Raw genomic sequence first — 17,657 nt, forward strand, 5'->3', positions numbered from 1 at the left:
CAAAGGGGCAGGCTGGCCCTATGCGTATTTGGCTCCCACTTGGATTTATTCTTCCGTTCTCGATGGTTAGCGCCAGCGAGCTTTGTACTGAAGACGCGATGATTGTCTTTGACGGCTCGGGGTCGATGGCGGAGATGGGGTTTAACGACATTAACGAACCACGCATCTTTGAGGCGCGGCGGGCATTGCATCACTCCTTGCCAGCAATCGGGCAGGCGCGGCGGCTTGGACTGATCATCTACGGACCCGGTGGCGGGGTGGGTGGCGACGGGGGCTGCGGCAATGTTGACCTGCGTTTTACCCCGCAATGGCAGGCGGCACCGCGCATTTTGGATGAGGTTGATCGGCTGGAACCGGACGGGGATACGCCGCTGACGGAAGCGGTTGAGGAAGCTTCTAAAGCATTGAACTACAAAGAAAAGCCGGGTGTCGTGGTGCTTGTCACCGATGGCAAGGAAACCTGTGGGGGATCGCCCTGTGAGTTGGCCGCGCAGCTGGCCGCGGAGGGGCATGACCTGACTGTGCATGTCATCGGATACAAGGTGCGTGGCGACCAGTTTGCCTGGGAGGGTGAGGGGCATAATGACTATCGGCAGGCCAGTTCGGTGGCGCGCTGTTTGGCGGACCGGACCGGGGGGCAATATGTCAGCGCGGAAACCGTTGATGAGCTTGTCGGGGCCTTGCGGGTGACACTGGGCTGTTCTGTGATCGGGCGGTTGGATTAGCGCGGCGCTCGGTGGCGGTAACAGAGCGCACGCGCGTATCACAACGGGGCAATCTGTACAAAACGACCTGGAGTTGGGGGAGATTGCCCGGTGCGTTCACCGGGTGATTTTGGGCCTCGGCGTGAAGCGTTGAGGCAATCGGTAGGATTCGCTTCGACTTTGGGGGAGATTGCGGTGCGGCGCAGGAAGCCGTGCAGGATCGGCCCCGGAAAACGGTAAAAATGCGTTTGCTATGGTTAACGGCGTGGATTTTGAGAGCGGGAGAGGGCGGGCAACACGCCTGGCCGCGGATTGGCAACAGCGCAGATTGGGGCCGCTTAGGTCAGGAAAAAGATGACGGTGGTGACCGTGCCGACGGCGGTGACGAACCAGCGCAGGTAATCTTGGCGTTTGATGCGGCGGCTTTGGCTTGCGCCGATATAGCCGCCAAATGTGATGGCAACTGCGATCACCAGCGCCGGTTTCCACACGATGAGACCCGCCGAGATGAAGGCGACCGACGAGACCACCGAGATGATCGCTGAGATCAGGTTTTTGAGGCCATTCATGCCGTGTAGGTTTTGATAGCCCAACAGGCTGAACGCGGCGAGGAGCATAATGCCGAGGCCGCCGTTGAAATATCCACCATAGATTGCGACGGCGAGGATGGTGATCGTCGAGACGAGCAAACCCGCCTGACCGATGCCGCGGCTTTGGGCGAATTTCAGGATCAGCGGGCCAGTGCCAAACAGAACCGTGGCGAGCAGGAGCAGCCATGGCACGGCACCGGTGAACACGTCACTTGGGGTAACGATGAGCAGGAGCGCACCGAGGATAGCGCCGAGCGTGGCGGTGATGATGATGGCGCGCAGGGGCAGGGTGCCTTCGGCCTTGACGTCATGGCGAAAAGCCCAAGCCGCAGAGGCATATCCGGGCATAGCAGCGAAGGTTGAGGTGGCATTGGCCAGCACCGGCGGCAGGCCGAACCAGACCAGCGCCGGGAAGGTCAAAAAGGTGCCGCCGCCCGCGACGGCATTGAGGATGCCAGCAGCAAAGCCAGAGATGAAGAGGATCGACAGTTCCAGCATGGCGCACCCTTTGTGTCGGCTGGATAGCTATGCTGGGGATGGCCGGATTTGGCAAGGGGGGAGCCTTGCGATGAGGATGTGCTGTTAGGCTGATGGTGGCATGGGGATTGTGGCATGAGGACTGTGGCGGGGTTTTGGACGTTTATAATAATCCCAAGAGGTGCGTCTTGTTCTGTAATGGGTCCAGACCGTAGCTTTGGTTCTTTTTCATTCGTGAGTTCAAAATATGAAATACGCTTTGCTGGTCTTGGGGCTTTTTCCGATGTCTTCAGAAGCGTGCATCCACGCCCAAAATTATCAGCAGACATTTTTCTCAGACATCCCTGAGGGGTTGATGCAAAAGCCGGTGGTTGCCCGTGTGCGCGTGCTGAAAGAACGACACGGGGGAGACCCGTTGAATGCGGGAAAGCCGCAGATTGAACCGGACATTGAGGGCGGGCCAATCCGCTTTGTGCATTATCTGGTGGATGTTGAAAGTGTCGATCTTTATCGGGGAAACCTTCCAAACAGACAGTTCAGTATTGATGTGCCGGGACACAGTTGTTCCATTGGCACCAATGTCGACATCCATTCGGAATGGTTTATTGCTGGGGCATTCCGGGGCGGCTTTTTTATGGGACCTGGACGCAAGAGGATATCAAAAGGTCTGACTAAAACCCGCGTTTTGGTCCGCTCCTCTGGGACGTCAGGGGCATGGGTGCTTGACGTTAAATGATGAATTCCAGCGGCTCGGAGACGTTGTTGAGTTCGTTGGATTCCACGATCGTGTTTTCTGCGTCAATGACGGCGAAGACATAACCCGAGCCCAGATCGCGCAGGTCTGAGTAGCTGATGTGTTCATATTCGTCATCGTCATATTCGCCGACGCCCAAAGTGTAGTGATCGTCAGTGTCGACAAGGACCGCCGTTTCGAAATCGAACTCATCCGTGGGGCTCCAATAGAAGCTGCTGGAGGTGTCTTGAGCGCGGGCGGTGCCTTCGTTCTGCACATGCAGGCGCACGATGAGGCTTTGGCCCAAGTCTAGGCTGGTGTCGTCGGCAGAGATGTGAGCGACGCTGAGATCCGCGAGCTTTTCCGGGCCCGGGTCGATTTCGACATAGACGGCTTGGCTGATGTTGTTGTCTTCGTTGCTTTCGGGGGTGGTGCCTTTGGCGTCGATCACACCAAAGACATAGCCAGAGCCAAAGCGGGCCAGATTGCTGTAATTGATGCTTTCGAATTCGTTTGTATCGCTTTCCCCGGCGGTGAGCGTGCCATGCCCATCGGCGTCAATGCGCACGGCGGTGTTTATGTCGAATTCGTCGGTTGGACTCCAATAGAAGGTGGTTTTGGCGCGTGTCGCGTCGGCGGTTCCGGTGTTGGAGACGTGCAGGTTTAGTTCGAGATCTTGCTCGTATCCGAGGGTGGCGTCGGTGGCCCAGATCGCGTCGATCTGCAGATCGGCCTGCCATTCCGGGCCGGTTTCGATTTCGAAATAAACGCCTTGGCTGATGTTGTTGTCTTCGTTGCTTTCGGGGGTGGTGCCTTTGGCGTCGATCACACCAAAGACATAGCCAGAGCCAAAGCGGGCCAGATTGCTGTAATTGATGCTTTCGAATTCGTTTGTATCGCTTTCCCCGGCGGTGAGCGTGCCATGCCCATCGGCGTCAATGCGCACGGCGGTGTTTATGTCGAATTCGTCGGTTGGACTCCAATAGAAGGTGGTTTTGGCGCGTGTCGCGTCGGCGGTTCCGGTGTTGGAGACGTGCAGGTTTAGTTCGAGATCTTGCTCGTATCCGAGGGTGGCGTCGGTGGCCCAGATCGCGTCGATCTGCAGATCGGCCAAGGGGGCTGGGGCGCTGGCTGGCGCGTTGTAGCTTGTGCTTTGGATGATAGTTTCGGACATGGCCGGGCTGTCGGGGAGCCGTGTGAGCCAGGGCGCAGCTTTGCCAAGCTGCGGATCAGGCTGCGGGTCAGGCTGCGGTGTTGAACCTGTTAAACCGAATGTGCCAAAGGCCTGAATATCCAGCATCTGATTTGCTCCGTATGCGATCACTGCGTCTTGAGGCCCCTTTGCGGGGCTCGTTTGTCCATTGTTTTGATCGGCAATCGCGACAAAAATGTGGAAAACACGGGCCAAATTTTCGAAAAACTGAGTGTTTGGGCATTTGGGCCGTTTGGGACGGGATCCTGACGCAAGGGTCAGAGGGGGGAGACGTTCGCAACGCACGGTTATCAAGGGGTGATCCGTCCGCCCGGTGGTGTATCACAGAGCAAAAAACCGCCCAGAGGTCGCCATCAAACGATCTGGTTTGCCGAGCCGAAGTTGGCGGGGGCGGGGCCTAGTGCGGGGCCACAATGAGACGTTCAACGGAGACTGCAATCCCGTCCGCAATCGCGGCCCCGGCGCTGTTTCGACCTGACGTGCGAATGAACACATTGAGCCCCAAGATATTGGACAACAGGCGCTCTGCCTCCAATTCGATGTCAACAGACGCATCAAGGTGTCCAACGGCACGAGCCTGAGAAAGCGCGCTGGTGAATGCGGCGCGAAGGGCGGCGAAATATCTGGAAGCGCGGGTATTTACATCGGGGTCGGTTGCGCCAAATTCGGTCAATGCGTTGACCAAAAGGCAGCCAAACCGCCCCTGTTCGGGCATCCGGTCGTCATCGGCCCGCCTTCGGAAAAAATCCGCAATGCCTGCAAGCCCGCCTCCGACGATGGATGCGTCGATCCAAGGCAGCAATGCGTCAAGGTAGCGATCAAGCGTCATCAAAAAGAGCGCCTTCTTGCCCCCGTATTTTGTTTGCAGCGTAAATCTGGTGATGCCTGAACGGTCCTCAAGATCGCGCGTGCTCATGCCTGAATAGCCACATTCCATGAAGGCCAAGCCGGCGGCATGCAGCGCGCTATCGGTGTCAACTTTCCGTGATCTGGCCATCTTGGAACCCTTTTCCATTGATTTCTATCCAGTTGGCTAGCTAATTATAGTCAACTGGATAGATACTAATATCTGGCGGTTTGAACGCAAGCCCCAGAGCCGTAAATCGGCTTTGGGGCCTGCCGATTGATCGCCGCACCTCAACGAGAAGGCCACTCCATGACACCCATTGCTGCGCTAAGCGCCTTTGCCCTGATCACAATCGCGATGATCGGATTTGAAATCATGTATACCTATGCAACGCAGGGTTTTGGTTTCGGGTTTTCGTCCAATCGCCCGGCGGTCACGCTGTCTGCGTTTGGGGTGCGGATGAAACGCGCGCTGCAAAACCAAACAGAAAGCGCGGCATATATCGTGCCGGTCTTGGCGTCGGCACAGTTTTTGGGCCTCTCAAGTGACGCAATTTCACTGGCGATTTTGATAATCGTTCTGGGCCGCGCGGCCTTTGTGGTGCTGTATTACACCGGCATTCCATTCATCCGCATACCGGGTTTTGTGTGCGGCACCCTTCCTAGCGTTTACTTGGCTGTTTTGATCTTGATGGCCACTTACGGAGCCTGAGTCAGGGCCATCACTGTGACATTGCGTGTCCCTGTTTGGGGCGCGATCCCCAAAATCAGGAGCTGAACATGTGTGATCTTTCCCTGAGCTGCCAATGCGGAAAAGTTAAGGGCATAGCGAAGACTGTGACGAAACGGACGAGCATTCGCATCGTGTGTTATTGCCGCGATTGTCAGGCCTTTGCCAATGAAATTGGGGCGGGAGACCGGGTTCTCAACGAGCATGGAGGCACTGAGATTTTCCAGGTGGCCCCTGCGCGTGTTCATTTCACGCAAGGCGAGGAGCAAATTGCCTGCCTCCGATTTAGCGAAACCGGACCATTTCGATGGTATGCGGGATGCTGCAATACGCCGATTGGCAATACCGCCAAGCCATCCTTTCCGTTTATTGGGTTGAACCATGCCTTTATCGAAACGGAGCTGGCAGCGAAAAAGTCCGAGCTGGGACCCGTGCGCTGGCACTGTCAAACCCAAGATGCCGCAGACAGTTGGCCGAGGGATCAAAAACGCAACGGATTTCCGATTGGTTTGACCTGGCACGTGATGCGCACAATTCTGGGGTGGAAAATCCGCGGGCTGAGCCACCCAAACCCGCTGTTTTCCGAGGCGGGAAGCCCGTTGGTTCAACCGCATTTGGTTGGCCCAAGACCGTAAGGAAACGGCGGCTTGTGTCGATCGGGAACAGATCGGGCAATTTTGTTGGATTGCCCGATAGGCCTTTTGCACGTGGCGGGTGGTGCCAGGGTTCAGATCAGATGAACGAGGGGCAGGATGTGATGAAACAGGGCTGGGTCAAGCGACAGGAGGCAGGCCAATCGCGGCGCGCCCTTCGTCGGTTTTGAGGGAAACATCTGCGCCAAGGTGCGCGTCTGCGTCGGGAGTGCAGAGCCAGGCAATCGCCTGTGCAACCCAGTCAGGCGGGATATGGGCGGAGGGATCAAGCTGGCTCACGGGGTTGAGGCCCGACGCTTTTATGGAAACCTGCATGTCGGTCGCGACGGTTCCGGGGCTCAGGCCCAGCACCCTGACACCTTGGTCGCCGTATTCCTTATGCGCGACGCCGGTCAGTCGCAGGACGGCGGCCTTGGTCGCGCAGTAATGCGACCAGCCTTCGAGAAAGGAATTGGCCGCGCCGGAGGAGATGTTGATAATTGTGCCCCCGCCTTGCGCGAGCATCACGGGGATCGCATAGCGCAAACCGTGATAGACACCCTTAACGTTTACATCAACAACAGCCCCCCATAAGGCAGGGTCGCTGTCAGCGATGCGCGAGATCGGATCAATCAGCCCGGCGTTGTTGATCAGGATGTCGACACGTCCAAAGCGGTTCTGAGCATGTTGGATCAGCGCGGCAACGGCATGATGATCGCTCACATCACATGTAAAGGCGCTGGCCCGGCCTCCCTTTGCCACGATTTCGGCGGCGAGCGTTTCGATGGCTTTGCGAGATCGGGCCGCCAGAACGACCTGTGCACCGCGTTCGGCAAGGTGGCGTGCAGCCGCCGCACCAATGCCCTTGCTGGCTCCGGTGATCACGGCGGTTTTGTCTGTTATGAAAGTCATTTCATGTGCCTTTGTTAAGACTGTTTTGTCGGTCAGATCAGCTTGCGCTTGGGTGAAAATCTGTCCCACGGTTTCGGGATTGGCGGTTGTGGCTTGGAGAGCGACAGGATCGCCGTTTGAGATTTCCGCCCGCTTCATCACTGGGGATCAAAACAGCGCAGCGGTCTGGGTGTTGCCGGCATAATTCCTGCGCTTGCCGGGAAAAATGATTGAAAAGGCAGGAGCATCGTGTGATTTTTGCATGAATGGATATTGGGGCCCTCAAAATTGCATTGCTCGTTCGGACCCATGCAAGCATCGCGGGGGCCGCGCGGGCGCTCAATATCGACCCGTCATCAGTGTCTCGCACCGTGGCAGGGTTAGAGGCTGACCTTGGCATTCGGTTGTTTCACCGCACGACACGCCGCTTGACCGTCACCGAGGAAGGTCAGGCCTATCTCACGCGTGTTGCCCCGTTGATTGAGGAATTGGACGCCGCACAGGACGACGCGCGCGGCCTGCGGGGGCAGCCGTCAGGTGTTTTGCGGATCACAGCGTCAGTCGCTTTTGCGTATCGCGTGATTGTACCGTTGCTGCCGGAATTTTTGGCGCAATACCCCGATGTCACCGTTGATCTGCAAAGCAGTGATGCCAATCTTGATCTGATCGAGAATGGCATTGATCTCGCTATTCGGCTTGCCCCTGCACCGAAGGGGGATCTTGTTTCGACCCGGCTTATGACGACGCGGTATCGTGTTGTGGCCAGCCCTGAGTTTTTGTCCCAACAAAAGCCCGTGCTGCATCCCAACGACTTGGGAGAAATGAATTGCCTGCGCTTTGCCCTTCCGGGGTTGCAACACAGTTGGACGTTTAGACGCTCGGACTGCCCACCCTTTGAGGTGCCGGTTCAAGGAAACTGCCTGTTTTCAAATGCGCTGGCCTTGCGCCACGCCGCCTGCACCGGGATCGGGATCGCAATTCTTGCGGATTGGTTGATTGATGATGACCTGCGCAGCGGCCAGTTGGTGGCGCTTTGCCCAGACTATGACTGCACGGCAAGCGCGTTTGAAACCGCGGCTTGGGCGCTCTATCCGAACCGGTCATATCTTCCGCAAAAAGTCCGAGTGATGATCGATTTCCTGAGGCGCACTGTCCATGCAAGTTCCCGTTAACTGTCGTTTGCGGTCACGCCAAAACGGCATGGCCAAGGGCCCTGTGGAGGTAATTCGACAACTTCGGATTAAGGTCGGCTTTCAGCCCAAAGAAGACCTTCGTAAGAAGCGGAGCGGAGGACATTAGATATGTACTGTCATTTTGCCATTCGCACGATACCTGGTATTCCAGGGGCACAATTAGTTCGTTAATTGCGGCGTCGAAAGTTCACTTTATCGCTAGTATCTGTCAAAATCCGGTAGAAAGACACTTATTCCTAACTCAAATCAACCGAGCTTGGCAGTGATTTCCCGATGCTGAACTTGAAGTCATGTGCTTGCTATCTGTATCTGGTCTATGTAGGTGGCCTTCAATAATTACAGCCACTACGAAGTTCAAAAATGTTCAAGTAGATTGACGCATTTGTAGATATGGCTCCACCAGACACGCTATCCTCGCGAAAATGTATTTCCAGAACTAGCGAAAATGGGTGAAACCCTCCAATCGAAGGACCGCGCATCCAAGTGTCAGAGTCAATTTTCCTACAACTAGGTGGACCTATGCGTCCTAGGATGTCCCTTGGAGATGCGCCAATTAATTCCACATTTTTCACCCCAAGGCACCAGCGGCTAGAAAGAATAACGAGGTTCTAATCACAGAAACTAAATACGCTGCTAGGATCAAACGTCTCAAAACTAATTACTTTCCTGGCAGATAACGGGTGACAATTGGGTTAGTCCAGTGCCTACCGAGGTCGTTAATATACTTTTCGGTCCGAATATCGAACCAGAAACAGTGGATGCGTTAACAATACCCCAACTGGGAAAGTTGTCGTTGGTAAGGATTGCAGCGAATGTTTGGGAAAGACAACTGAACCACGGTCGCTGCTACCCTTGCGTATTTTATTTTTGCGATCAAATTTTGCATACAATTTGAGCAATGAACTCAACAATTCCCCCAGTCTTTACGAATGACACTATAACTCTTGCCCTTGTTCATTTTGCCGCGTTCCTCTAGCGCGCCGGCTGCGAGCAGAATTTGCATATAAACCACAAACTCATAAGGGTCCATGTCGGTTGACTTAAAACTCTGATAAATCTGCGGATATGTAGTGATGCAACCTCGCCCTAGAAAAAAATTTTGAACGGTTAGAAAACGTGCTTTGCTCGCTGACAAGTAAGCTGGACGCCTATCACACTTTTTAGTGTTTGCTTCCAATCGGGCATCAAACACGGAGAGTTTCCCCGTTTTCGTATGCAATTCCCAAATCAAATCGATGCGTTCCTGCGCGGACGAGAAGCCAGCGGAAGTAAAGATTTCTCGTGTCCGCTCGAGCGGAATTGCACACCCATTTTGTTCCTCAACAACAGTTAATAAGGCAATGGCCGGTGTACTGACAGAATACTTCCCCCGTTCTGACAAGCGACCAGGAGAAAAACGCATAAAGTGGCGCAGGCCGCGCGGAGAGAAAAAGATGGGTTAGTTGTCATTTTGCTTACTCAGTCCATTTTTTACGAAACTTGCTTTCTTTTTGGCATGTACGCAAGTGCGTACATGCCAAAAAGGCCGTTCAAGCCGCAGCAGGCACTCAGTCAAACCGTTGGACCGCCCGCGATCTTGGGATCAGCAAAAACACTGTGCTCGATATCATGAAACGGTAGCGACAGTATTCCTTGTGATGCGATCATTCCAATAACCTGGGCTTCTCTAAATCCGCTCTTTCGCATCCGTTTGCACCTTCGAAAGGTTTGGAAAACTCTACATTAAGGCGAGGGGATTTTCGGGGAGCAGGCCTAAGACGATACATATTGGGCTGTGTTATTGAGACGAAAGAGTTTTATTCGAATCCGAAGAGCTGACCTAGTTTCAAAGGCGACCGACTATGGATATGAAACGGACAGACTCGCATCATGAATATGAGGTGCGTAGGCCGTGCCTGCAATAAAAGTTTCAATGCTCGGGCTGGTTTTGTAAGTCACTTTGCGACCTGAAGCTTTAGGCTATAACCGCCGTCAATTAACCTAGAATCAGCATCACGGAGAATTAGACCGGTCAGAAAGGCGTCTTTCCCTCCGAAATTGGTTTTAGCTAAGAAAGATCGGGCTCTAACCCCTGACAACGTACCCGGCGGCAGCGAAAGTAGTCGTAAATAGTTTTCTTTACTGATCTCGTTGGCATTGAAAGGTGTTTCCAGACGTTTTACGAAAGCACGGTCCCCGCCTGTTGCAGAAAAGGCGAATTGACAACTGTCATGGGTAGCATGCTCACGTAACACGATAGTCATGTTTCCGTCTTTGTGATTGAGCCAACCGTTTGGGCTTAGCCTAAATCCAAGTGCTATTGCCTCTTCGTTGAAGTCTTCAAAACCGGGAGCTAAACGATAGCAAAGACCCACAAACGTAGCGAATGCGTCTTGCATCGATGAAGCCGACAAATTGCCCGTAGGCTGCCAAGGTTTTTCGGTGTGGTCTTGGCATCCAACAAGCATGAAAGCGGATGTCACTACAAAAATGGCTTTCGAAAGGACTTGAAACATATCTATTTACCAATCGGCTGGTGTATTTTCTTGGGTATATTTGGCGGTTCTGCCTCGCAATTTCTAATGAAAAGGACAAGCCTATGAAAAAGACGAGTGAATGTGTGCTTTTGCGGGCTTTGTGCGGTTGACCTGTTGCGCGAGAACGGCCGTTTTCGCTCTTCACTATTCCAGCGAGAGCCATATGTAGCGAAGGTCCACATGTGTTTGCGACCTTGCCATTCATCGTCGTTTGGCCCACCGCGTTCATGCTCGTTCAATGGAACGCGATGGTCATGTTTTGAGTTTCGTCAAAGATGGTTCGTGTCATCGGTGCACATTTCAAAAATGAGCGGGGTCGTTAAGGTCGCAAGACCATGCGCTTGATCACTCTGGACGTGATCCAGAGTATCGCGGAAGTTGTTCGCGGCCACGTCTTCCAGATCGGCACTGACAAGCACCATGGCGCCACCCGTCTGCCATTGTTCATCAGGAAAGAACGTCCATTGTTGCTCGCCGGGGGCCAGTTCAACTGGTCCGGCAATTGCATCTCGGTCCTGCGAGATCACCTGGATTGTCCGGCCAAGCAGGTGACGGTCGAATGGACGATCAAAGACGATACGGAGTGGGTCTTTGGTTCCAAAACATGGGGTTGAGATTTCCCATTGCCCGATGTCGGGACGATTCCGCAGGGGGGCGGTCACGGTGAAGTTCTTGGTAAAAGCAGGAAGGTGCGACATGCCATCCGCCGATGGCCAGCCAGCATCAACCAACAGCGTGTACTCCTGACCGGCAAGCAACGCCGGGCCACGTTCGACGTTTGTTGCAACGTTTCGTTTGATCCTACCGGGATCTATGAGAACCGTCAGTCGGGTTCTGTTCTCGTTCCAAAGCTCTTGCTTGAACCGCATGAAGGCAGCGTCATCGACCACGCCAGACGCATCGCGCAGTGCGATGTGGTCGAAGGCGACATGAGGCTGCATTGGAACCGAGAAGTGGATGTAGAAGCGTAGTGTGTTTTCGGGCAGCCTGTCTCCGCTTGGGAAGATCGCTGTCACAGCGGCCAGAACAGGCTCTTGGTCGGGCGCTATTTGGAAAGGGATGCGCGTTTTTGTTTCCTCCGTCCCGATCCGGGCCACATAGTCCTGTCCGGGATCGAAGCCAAAGGCGGGTGTAAAGACGATTGCCGTCTTTTCCATCGTATAGCGCCCTGCAATCGGTGTGCGGCCCGCGCAGCAAAGGTCGGCTGTGCCAACATAAACTTTGAGACGTGCGGAGGGATCGCTGGTTGCAACGACGTCAGCTTGAACAGGCAACTTTATTGGGTCCGCTGAGGCGTGCGGAAGCACTAGGCCGTCGGCCAATAGGCTTGAACTCATGGTTGCCATCGCCAGAAGGATCGCCAGCGCTTTGGCGACCCTGTTTTTGTTAAACCCCACGGGGATCATTCCAACCGGGTCCGGGATTGCGCATAGTCGTACTGCGGAAAATCGAACTCTGCGCGCATATTGTGAATGCGGTTGGGGAAGAACGTCGGATTGGTGTCGAGGTTGAGCGCGCCTGTGTAAAGGTCACGGGTGATCGAGGCCAACATGCTCTCGCCCACCAGGGTCATATGCATCGACATGCCATCGAACATGACGGCTTGGCCGATCGGCCCATAGGGCATGACCGGATGCTGGTCGAGCTTGCCGCCGCGTTCAAAGTCGTTGTGATCCACGACTTTGGCATCTTGCAGCCCTGCAACGGGGATGACCTGGGGGGATCGGCTGTTGTTGGTCACGAACAGCATCCTTTGGCCCTGCATCTCGAACGGGATCATATCAAGCGGCTGACCGTTGCCATAGTCGATGATCGTATTGGCATAAATTTTCGCACCGTTTGTGATGTCCTCCAGCGGCACCAGCACAATGGGGCTACAGGTAGCCGACGATCAATGATAATCCCTATATATATGTGCTATATGTGGGGTCATATTGAAGGCCGCGATAACGGCCTGTTTTGACCGCAGCATTTAGGGAAACCGACTTATGAGCGCCCGCGCCAAATTAGAGTAGCGAAAACCAAGCCGCTCAGGTGCCACGACCTATGCTTGCCACCCGCTTTTTGCGTCATGGCGTGTTGTGTTACGCCAAGCGCCCTTGCCAACTCCAAAAAGTCAGTGTAACGCACCCCATCTGCGCCCCAAAGGCGTACGAATCGTGGGAGGCGAGGGTTTCGCGAAACTCGGACCTGACCACGCAACATAACCTACCCAAGCCACGCGTGCGCGAGGGTGTTGTAAAGGAGAAAGCCAATGGCCAAGAAGCTAGCTGGCACGATGAAGCTGCAGATTGCAGCCGGTAAAGCCAACCCAAGCCCACCCGTAGGTCCGGCGCTGGGTCAGCGCGGCATCAACATCATGGAATTCTGTAAGGCGTTCAACGCCAAGACACAGGAAATGGAGCCCGGCGCGCCGTGCCCAACCGTGATCACATATTATCAGGACAAGTCCTTCACCATGGACATCAAGACGCCGCCTGCGTCTTATTACCTGAAAAAAGCTGCTGGCCTGAAGCCAGTTGGCAAGCGTAACCGCCCACGTGGCGCGGAAACCCCCGGTCGTGAGACCGTTGGTACCGTGACTGCGGCCCAAGTGCGTGAAATCGCAGAAGCCAAAATGAAGGACCTGACGGCGAATGACGTCGAGGCCGCAATGCAGATTATCCTGGGCTCTGCCCGGTCGATGGGCATCGAGGTTAAGTAAGATGGCAAAACTCGGAAAACGCACCACCGCAGCCCGTGAAGCTTTTGCTGGCAAAGAGAACCTCACAGTTGAAGAAGCTGTGTCGCTGATCAAAGCCAACGCAAATGCGAAATTTGACGAAACCATCGAAATCGCAATGGCGCTGGGTGTTGACCCACGTCACGCCGACCAAATGGTTCGCGGCGTTATCGGCCTGCCAAACGGCACCGGTAAAACCGTTCGCGTTGCTGTCTTTGCTCGCGGCCCTAAAGCCGAAGAAGCACAGGCCGCTGGCGCAGATATCGTTGGCGCAGAAGACCTGATGGAAACCATTCAGGGCGGCACCATTGATTTCGACCGCTGCATCGCGACACCTGACATGATGCCTATCGTTGGCCGTCTTGGTAAGGTTCTTGGCCCACGTAACCTGATGCCAAACCCAAAAGTTGGCACAGTGACCATGGACGTTGCCCAAGCTGTCAAAGACAGCAAAGGTGGCCAGGTTCAGTTCAAAGCCGAAAAAGCTGGTGTTGTTCACGCCGGTGTTGGCAAAGCGTCTTTTGACGAAGCCAAGCTGGTTGAAAACATTCGCGCCTTTATCGGTGCTGTTGCTGCTGCGAAGCCTTCGGGCTCCAAAGGCACATACATGAAAAAGATCGCTCTGAGCTCAACCATGGGCCCAGGCGTGACTGTTGATGTAAACAACGCTGTCGAAGTTTAAGCTGTTTTTATAATCGAGTGAGAGGGCGGGCCGGTTGGTCCGCCCTTTTTCGTGCTGCAAAGGAAGTATTAGGAGAAGCGCGTTAGCCTAGCCCCGGTTTCGGTTGTTGACGAAGGGAGGGCCTGACATGCGTTGCGCTTTCAAAGTATTTGTATTGGTATTGATTTGGGCGGGATCTGTTGCGGCGCTAGAAGCCCCCCAGAGCCAGCCTCTCTTGTCTGTTCAGGGGCAAATTTCGGAGACGAATGTCGACGATCAAGCGCAGTTTGATCGCGCCATGCTCGAGGCGATGGATTGGCAGGAAATTGAAACGTTCACGTCTTTCACGCAGGGCAGTCACAGCTTTGCAGGCCCGCCGTTGCTGTCATTCCTTGAGGCGCTAGGCGCGCAGGGTGCGCTCATACGCGCAACAGCCATAGACGATTACGCCGTTGAGATCACATTTGAGCAGATGCGAAAACATAGTCCGATCATGGCGTTGGAGCAAAATGGCAAGCCCATGAGCTTGCGCAGCAAAGGCCCGATTTGGATCGTTTTTCCGCAAACTGAACGGGAGGCGGCGAACAACACGTTTTATGCCGAGATGATCTGGCAACTGGTACGGATCGACGTGCTGCCCTAGGTCGCTGATATGTTGCATGCTCTTCGTGAAAATGCGCGGACGTTGCGCGCGCTTGCGGCTGTATGCGCAGCCTGCGCGCTTAGCGTGCTGTTCTTTTCAAAAGAGATTCATCTGCTAAAGGAAAAAGAGCGATTGGTGTTTCACGCCAATGCTTTGATTTGGCGCATGAGCGAAACCATTTTTCATGTGCAGGGGCTTTCAGCTGACTTAACCTATTATTCGCAGGGCCGAATTGAGAAGTACAATGTCAACACGCGCTTTGACATCCTCTGGGGCCGGTTGGACATGGTCTATGACACTGCTGTCGGGCGAACCGAGAAACTGGGGCCGGCGATTGTAGCCCTTCAGGAGTATTTGCAGCAAGAAGAAGACGTCATTTATCACTCGGAGCGCATTTCACACAAAGACATTCTTCGAATTCAGCCTGATTTGGAGAGGTTGGCAATTTCTGCCCGACAAGCGTGGAATATGACGTTTGCAAACGAGGCGCGTCAGGCGGAATTCGTTGACCTCTTGCGGCCAAAGACCAACACCAAAAACCTGTACCACTTGGGTGTTGTGTTGATTTTTCTCCTGTTGGCCTATGTTCTGTCCGAAGTCTTTCTCGCGAACCGCGAACAAAAACGGATGCAGCGGCTACATAAAGTTGCCAAGGACGCAAATGAGGCAAAATCTCGTTTTCTCGCCAATGTGAGCCATGAAATCCGCACGCCGCTGAATGGGATTTTGGGGATGGCAAGCGAATTGTCGGAGAGCGAGCTGAGCCGGGATCAACGGGAATGCATTTCGGTTATTGAACAGTCCGGGGAGCTGTTGCTGGGCACGATCAACGACGTGCTGGATCTGTCCAAGGTTGAGGCCGGTCGCCTGGAGTTGGAAGGGGCGGTGTTTGACATGCACCGGGTTCTGAAATCGGCCCGTGACCTTCATGCCAGTCGCGCACGTGAGAAAGGTTTGCATCTTTCACTGTCAATTAATGACTTTGTTCCGCAGTGGGTGTTGGGCGATGAGCGGCGCTTGCAACAGGTTATGCACAACCTTGTGGCGAACGCGATTAAATTCACTGGGAAGGGGAGTGTTACGATTGATGCCATGCTCGACACGGACAGTGGAGATGTGGTGTTGCAAGTGGCTGATACAGGGGTGGGGATACCTGCGGACGCGCTAAAAAAGATTTTTGACCCGTTTGTGCAAGCGGATGCGAGCGTCACCCGAAAATACGGGGGGACAGGGCTTGGCTTGACGATTTCCCACCAGATAACGAATGCGATGGGGGGGCAGCTTTCCGTTGAAAGCGAGCCTGAAAGGGGATCTTGTTTTGAGGTCCGTTTGCCCCTGACACGTGTCGATGAGGCGCAGGAGTCTAAGGCGAAAGAAGATGAAAACAATGAAAAAGCGCTTGAGGGCAAGCGTGTTTTGATTGCCGATGACAATGCCACAAATCGTCTGATACTCGACCGATATCTTGCCCCCGAAAAATGCATTATTTCAACGGCGTCTTGCGGCGAGGAGGCGGTCAAACTCGCTTTGGAGGCCGAGTTTGATGTGATTTTGATGGATATTCAGATGCCGGGCGTTGGGGGTGTCGAGGCAACGAAACGCATTCGCCACGCTGAGGGTGAAGCGGGCAGGGCGCGCGTGCCGATTTTTGCGGTGACTGCAAACGTGATGTCACATCAAGTGTCGGAATACATCGCCTCGGGGATGGACCGCGTTTTGCCCAAGCCGCTGTCCAAGAAACGGTTGCTCGAAGAGCTACTGACATTGGGACACCCGCCTGACACGTCATAAGGCGCGCCATGAAAGGTGCCATAATTTCGGTCAATTGGATTTGGTGAAGAGAACGGTCTTGGCAAGTCTTTGTAAAAAGGCTATCGCAAGCGCTCAGGGTTTGCAGACGATTCGCAGATCCTAATTTCGTCCGAGACGGTGGGCGGATGCATCTGCATCCATAACTCCTGCCTGAGACGGGAAGAGACATCTTTCTGGCATTTGCGTGCCCGACTTCGATGCGACGACCCGCCATTTGGACCTGTCGCTTGGGGAAACCTGAGCAAAAGTGAGCCGGAGGGGTCGCCCCCTCCATCAATTGGAGTAAAACTGTGGATAGAGCACAAAAAGAGAAGTTGGTCGACGAGCTCGGCCAGATCTTTGAAAGCTCTGGCGTCGTAGTGGTTGCCCGCTACGAGGGTCTGACAGTTGCTGACATGCAGAGCCTGCGCGGGATGGCCCGTGAAGCGGAAGCTTCGGTTCGTGTCGCCAAGAACAGGCTTGCCAGAATTGCCGTTAAAGATACTCAGTGCGAAAGCATCGATGAGTATCTGGGCGGCATGACCGTTCTTACCTATTCCGAAGACCCTGTGGCTGCGGCCAAAGTGGCTGAGGACTTCGCCAAGACGAACGATAAGTTCGAAATTCTTGGTGGTGCAATGGGTGGATCGGCTCTTGACCGGGCCGGTGTTGAGGCCGTGTCGAAAATGCCTTCGCGTGACGAGCTTATTGCTTCGATCGTTGGCTGTATCGGCGCACCTGCAAGCAACATCGCCGGCGCAATTGGCGCACCTGCTTCTGACATCGCATCCATTCTCTCGACCATCGAAGAGAAAGCGGAAGCGGCGTAAGCAACTTTACGATCCCCGTAGGGTTAACCCCCTGACGTTGGAACACATAACGAAAACGGAAAGAGTCTCAAAATGGCTGATCTGAAAGCACTTGCCGAAAGCATCGTGGGTCTGACCCTGCTCGAAGCACAAGAACTGAAAACCATCCTCAAAGACGAGTATGGCATCGAGCCCGCAGCTGGCGGCGCAGTTGTCATGGCTGGCCCTGCAGACGGCGCTGGCGCTGCTGCTGAGGAAAAAACTGAATTTGACGTGATCCTGAAGGCCGCTGGCCCTAAGAAAATCAACGTCATCAAAGAAGTCCGCGGCATCACCGGCCTGGGCCTGAAAGAAGCTAAAGAACTGGTTGAAGCCGGTGGCAAAGCTGTCAAAGAAGGCGTTTCCAAGGACGAAGCAGAAGAGCTCAAGAAAAAGCTCGAAGAAGCCGGCGCGGAAGTCGAACTCAAGTAATTCCTCTTGTTCAAAGAGAAATTTTGGCAAGCGCT

Annotated in this window: 19 protein-coding genes; 11 read left to right on the plus strand and 8 right to left on the minus strand. The window is 54.4% G+C overall.

From position 1 onward, the window contains the following. The first annotated feature begins 20 nt into the window (after nucleotides 1-20). The gene (locus ACRBB0_RS19435; protein ID WP_431376123.1) at nucleotides 21-725 is read left to right on the plus strand and encodes a vWA domain-containing protein; all 705 of its coding nucleotides are present in this window, start codon (nucleotides 21-23) and stop codon (nucleotides 723-725) included. A 317-nt stretch (nucleotides 726-1,042) separates the two neighbouring features. On the opposite strand, the gene ACRBB0_RS19440 is transcribed toward ACRBB0_RS19435, so the two are convergent. Continuing rightward, a complete protein-coding gene (locus tag ACRBB0_RS19440) occupies nucleotides 1,043-1,792 on the minus strand; it encodes a sulfite exporter TauE/SafE family protein (protein WP_431376124.1) in 750 nt (249 codons plus the stop codon). Nucleotides 1,793-2,018: 226 nt separating this feature from the next. On the opposite strand from ACRBB0_RS19440, the gene ACRBB0_RS19445 reads away from it, so the two are divergent. Further along, nucleotides 2,019-2,507 (plus strand): hypothetical protein, encoded by a 489-nt coding sequence (locus ACRBB0_RS19445; protein WP_431376125.1) that lies wholly within the window; start codon nucleotides 2,019-2,021, stop codon nucleotides 2,505-2,507. Here ACRBB0_RS19445 and ACRBB0_RS19450 read toward each other — a convergent pair. Together ACRBB0_RS19450 and ACRBB0_RS19455 are read right to left on the minus strand one after the other, a co-directional pair. Further along, complete coding sequence (locus ACRBB0_RS19450; protein ID WP_431376126.1) at nucleotides 2,500-3,804, minus strand: CARDB domain-containing protein; 1,305 nt, start codon at nucleotides 3,802-3,804, stop codon at nucleotides 2,500-2,502. The two genes, ACRBB0_RS19445 and ACRBB0_RS19450, sit on opposite strands and share 8 nt — an antisense overlap. 310 nt (nucleotides 3,805-4,114) lie before the next feature. Further along, the gene (locus ACRBB0_RS19455; RefSeq protein WP_431376127.1) at nucleotides 4,115-4,714 is read right to left on the minus strand and encodes a TetR/AcrR family transcriptional regulator; all 600 of its coding nucleotides are present in this window, start codon (nucleotides 4,712-4,714) and stop codon (nucleotides 4,115-4,117) included. Nucleotides 4,715-4,873: 159 nt separating this feature from the next. Between ACRBB0_RS19455 and ACRBB0_RS19460 the strand changes: the two genes are divergently transcribed. Together ACRBB0_RS19460 and ACRBB0_RS19465 are read left to right on the plus strand one after the other, a co-directional pair. Beyond that, nucleotides 4,874-5,275: an MAPEG family protein gene (locus tag ACRBB0_RS19460; RefSeq protein ID WP_431376128.1), complete on the plus strand. Its 402-nt coding sequence runs from the start codon at nucleotides 4,874-4,876 to the stop codon at nucleotides 5,273-5,275. Between the two features lie 68 nt (nucleotides 5,276-5,343). Continuing rightward, nucleotides 5,344-5,928 carry a DUF6151 family protein gene (locus ACRBB0_RS19465; protein WP_431376129.1) on the plus strand — a complete coding sequence of 195 codons (585 nt, stop codon included), beginning with the start codon at nucleotides 5,344-5,346 and terminating at the stop codon, nucleotides 5,926-5,928. A gap of 138 nt (nucleotides 5,929-6,066) precedes the next feature. Here the strand turns inward: ACRBB0_RS19465 and ACRBB0_RS19470 are convergent, their stop codons facing one another. Then, on the minus strand, nucleotides 6,067-6,975 hold the full coding sequence (locus ACRBB0_RS19470; RefSeq protein ID WP_431376130.1) for an SDR family oxidoreductase: 909 nt from the start codon (nucleotides 6,973-6,975) through the stop codon (nucleotides 6,067-6,069). A 107-nt stretch (nucleotides 6,976-7,082) separates the two neighbouring features. On the opposite strand from ACRBB0_RS19470, the gene ACRBB0_RS19475 reads away from it, so the two are divergent. Then, complete coding sequence (locus ACRBB0_RS19475) at nucleotides 7,083-7,988, plus strand: LysR family transcriptional regulator (RefSeq protein ID WP_431376131.1); 906 nt, start codon at nucleotides 7,083-7,085, stop codon at nucleotides 7,986-7,988. A 925-nt stretch (nucleotides 7,989-8,913) separates the two neighbouring features. Here the strand turns inward: ACRBB0_RS19475 and ACRBB0_RS19480 are convergent. The 4 genes from ACRBB0_RS19480 to ACRBB0_RS19495 form a co-directional block, all read right to left on the minus strand. Next, nucleotides 8,914-9,411 (minus strand): hypothetical protein, encoded by a 498-nt coding sequence (locus ACRBB0_RS19480; RefSeq protein WP_431376132.1) that lies wholly within the window; start codon nucleotides 9,409-9,411, stop codon nucleotides 8,914-8,916. Between the two features lie 532 nt (nucleotides 9,412-9,943). After that, the gene (locus ACRBB0_RS19485; protein WP_431376133.1) at nucleotides 9,944-10,504 is read right to left on the minus strand and encodes a hypothetical protein; all 561 of its coding nucleotides are present in this window, start codon (nucleotides 10,502-10,504) and stop codon (nucleotides 9,944-9,946) included. A gap of 290 nt (nucleotides 10,505-10,794) precedes the next feature. After that, a complete protein-coding gene (locus ACRBB0_RS19490; RefSeq protein WP_431376134.1) occupies nucleotides 10,795-11,931 on the minus strand; it encodes a hypothetical protein in 1,137 nt (378 codons plus the stop codon). Then, entirely contained in the window at nucleotides 11,928-12,392 is a 465-nt protein-coding gene (locus ACRBB0_RS19495; RefSeq protein ID WP_431376135.1) for a hypothetical protein, read from the minus strand. Before ACRBB0_RS19495 ends, ACRBB0_RS19490 begins: the two co-directional genes overlap by 4 nt. A 387-nt stretch (nucleotides 12,393-12,779) precedes the next feature. Between ACRBB0_RS19495 and rplK the strand changes: the two genes are divergently transcribed. From rplK to rplL, 6 genes are all read left to right on the plus strand, one after another. After that, entirely contained in the window at nucleotides 12,780-13,229 is a 450-nt protein-coding gene (gene rplK, locus ACRBB0_RS19500) for a 50S ribosomal protein L11 (protein ID WP_431376136.1), read from the plus strand. Nucleotide 13,230: 1 nt separating this feature from the next. Next, nucleotides 13,231-13,929, plus strand: a complete 699-nt coding sequence (gene rplA / locus ACRBB0_RS19505) for a 50S ribosomal protein L1 (protein WP_431376137.1) — start codon at nucleotides 13,231-13,233, stop codon at nucleotides 13,927-13,929. Between the two features lie 127 nt (nucleotides 13,930-14,056). Beyond that, complete coding sequence (locus tag ACRBB0_RS19510) at nucleotides 14,057-14,551, plus strand: oxidoreductase (RefSeq protein WP_431376138.1); 495 nt, start codon at nucleotides 14,057-14,059, stop codon at nucleotides 14,549-14,551. Between the two features lie 9 nt (nucleotides 14,552-14,560). Then, nucleotides 14,561-16,342 carry an ATP-binding protein gene (locus tag ACRBB0_RS19515; RefSeq protein ID WP_431376139.1) on the plus strand — a complete coding sequence of 594 codons (1,782 nt, stop codon included), beginning with the start codon at nucleotides 14,561-14,563 and terminating at the stop codon, nucleotides 16,340-16,342. A 311-nt stretch (nucleotides 16,343-16,653) separates the two neighbouring features. After that, a complete protein-coding gene (gene rplJ, locus ACRBB0_RS19520) occupies nucleotides 16,654-17,172 on the plus strand; it encodes a 50S ribosomal protein L10 (protein ID WP_431376140.1) in 519 nt (172 codons plus the stop codon). A gap of 72 nt (nucleotides 17,173-17,244) precedes the next feature. Then, nucleotides 17,245-17,622: a 50S ribosomal protein L7/L12 gene (gene rplL, locus ACRBB0_RS19525; protein ID WP_431376141.1), complete on the plus strand. Its 378-nt coding sequence runs from the start codon at nucleotides 17,245-17,247 to the stop codon at nucleotides 17,620-17,622. Nucleotides 17,623-17,657: the final 35 nt, after the last annotated feature.

The sequence above is a fragment of the Pelagimonas sp. genome (assembly GCF_050633425.1).
Classification (GTDB): domain Bacteria; phylum Pseudomonadota; class Alphaproteobacteria; order Rhodobacterales; family Rhodobacteraceae; genus Pelagimonas.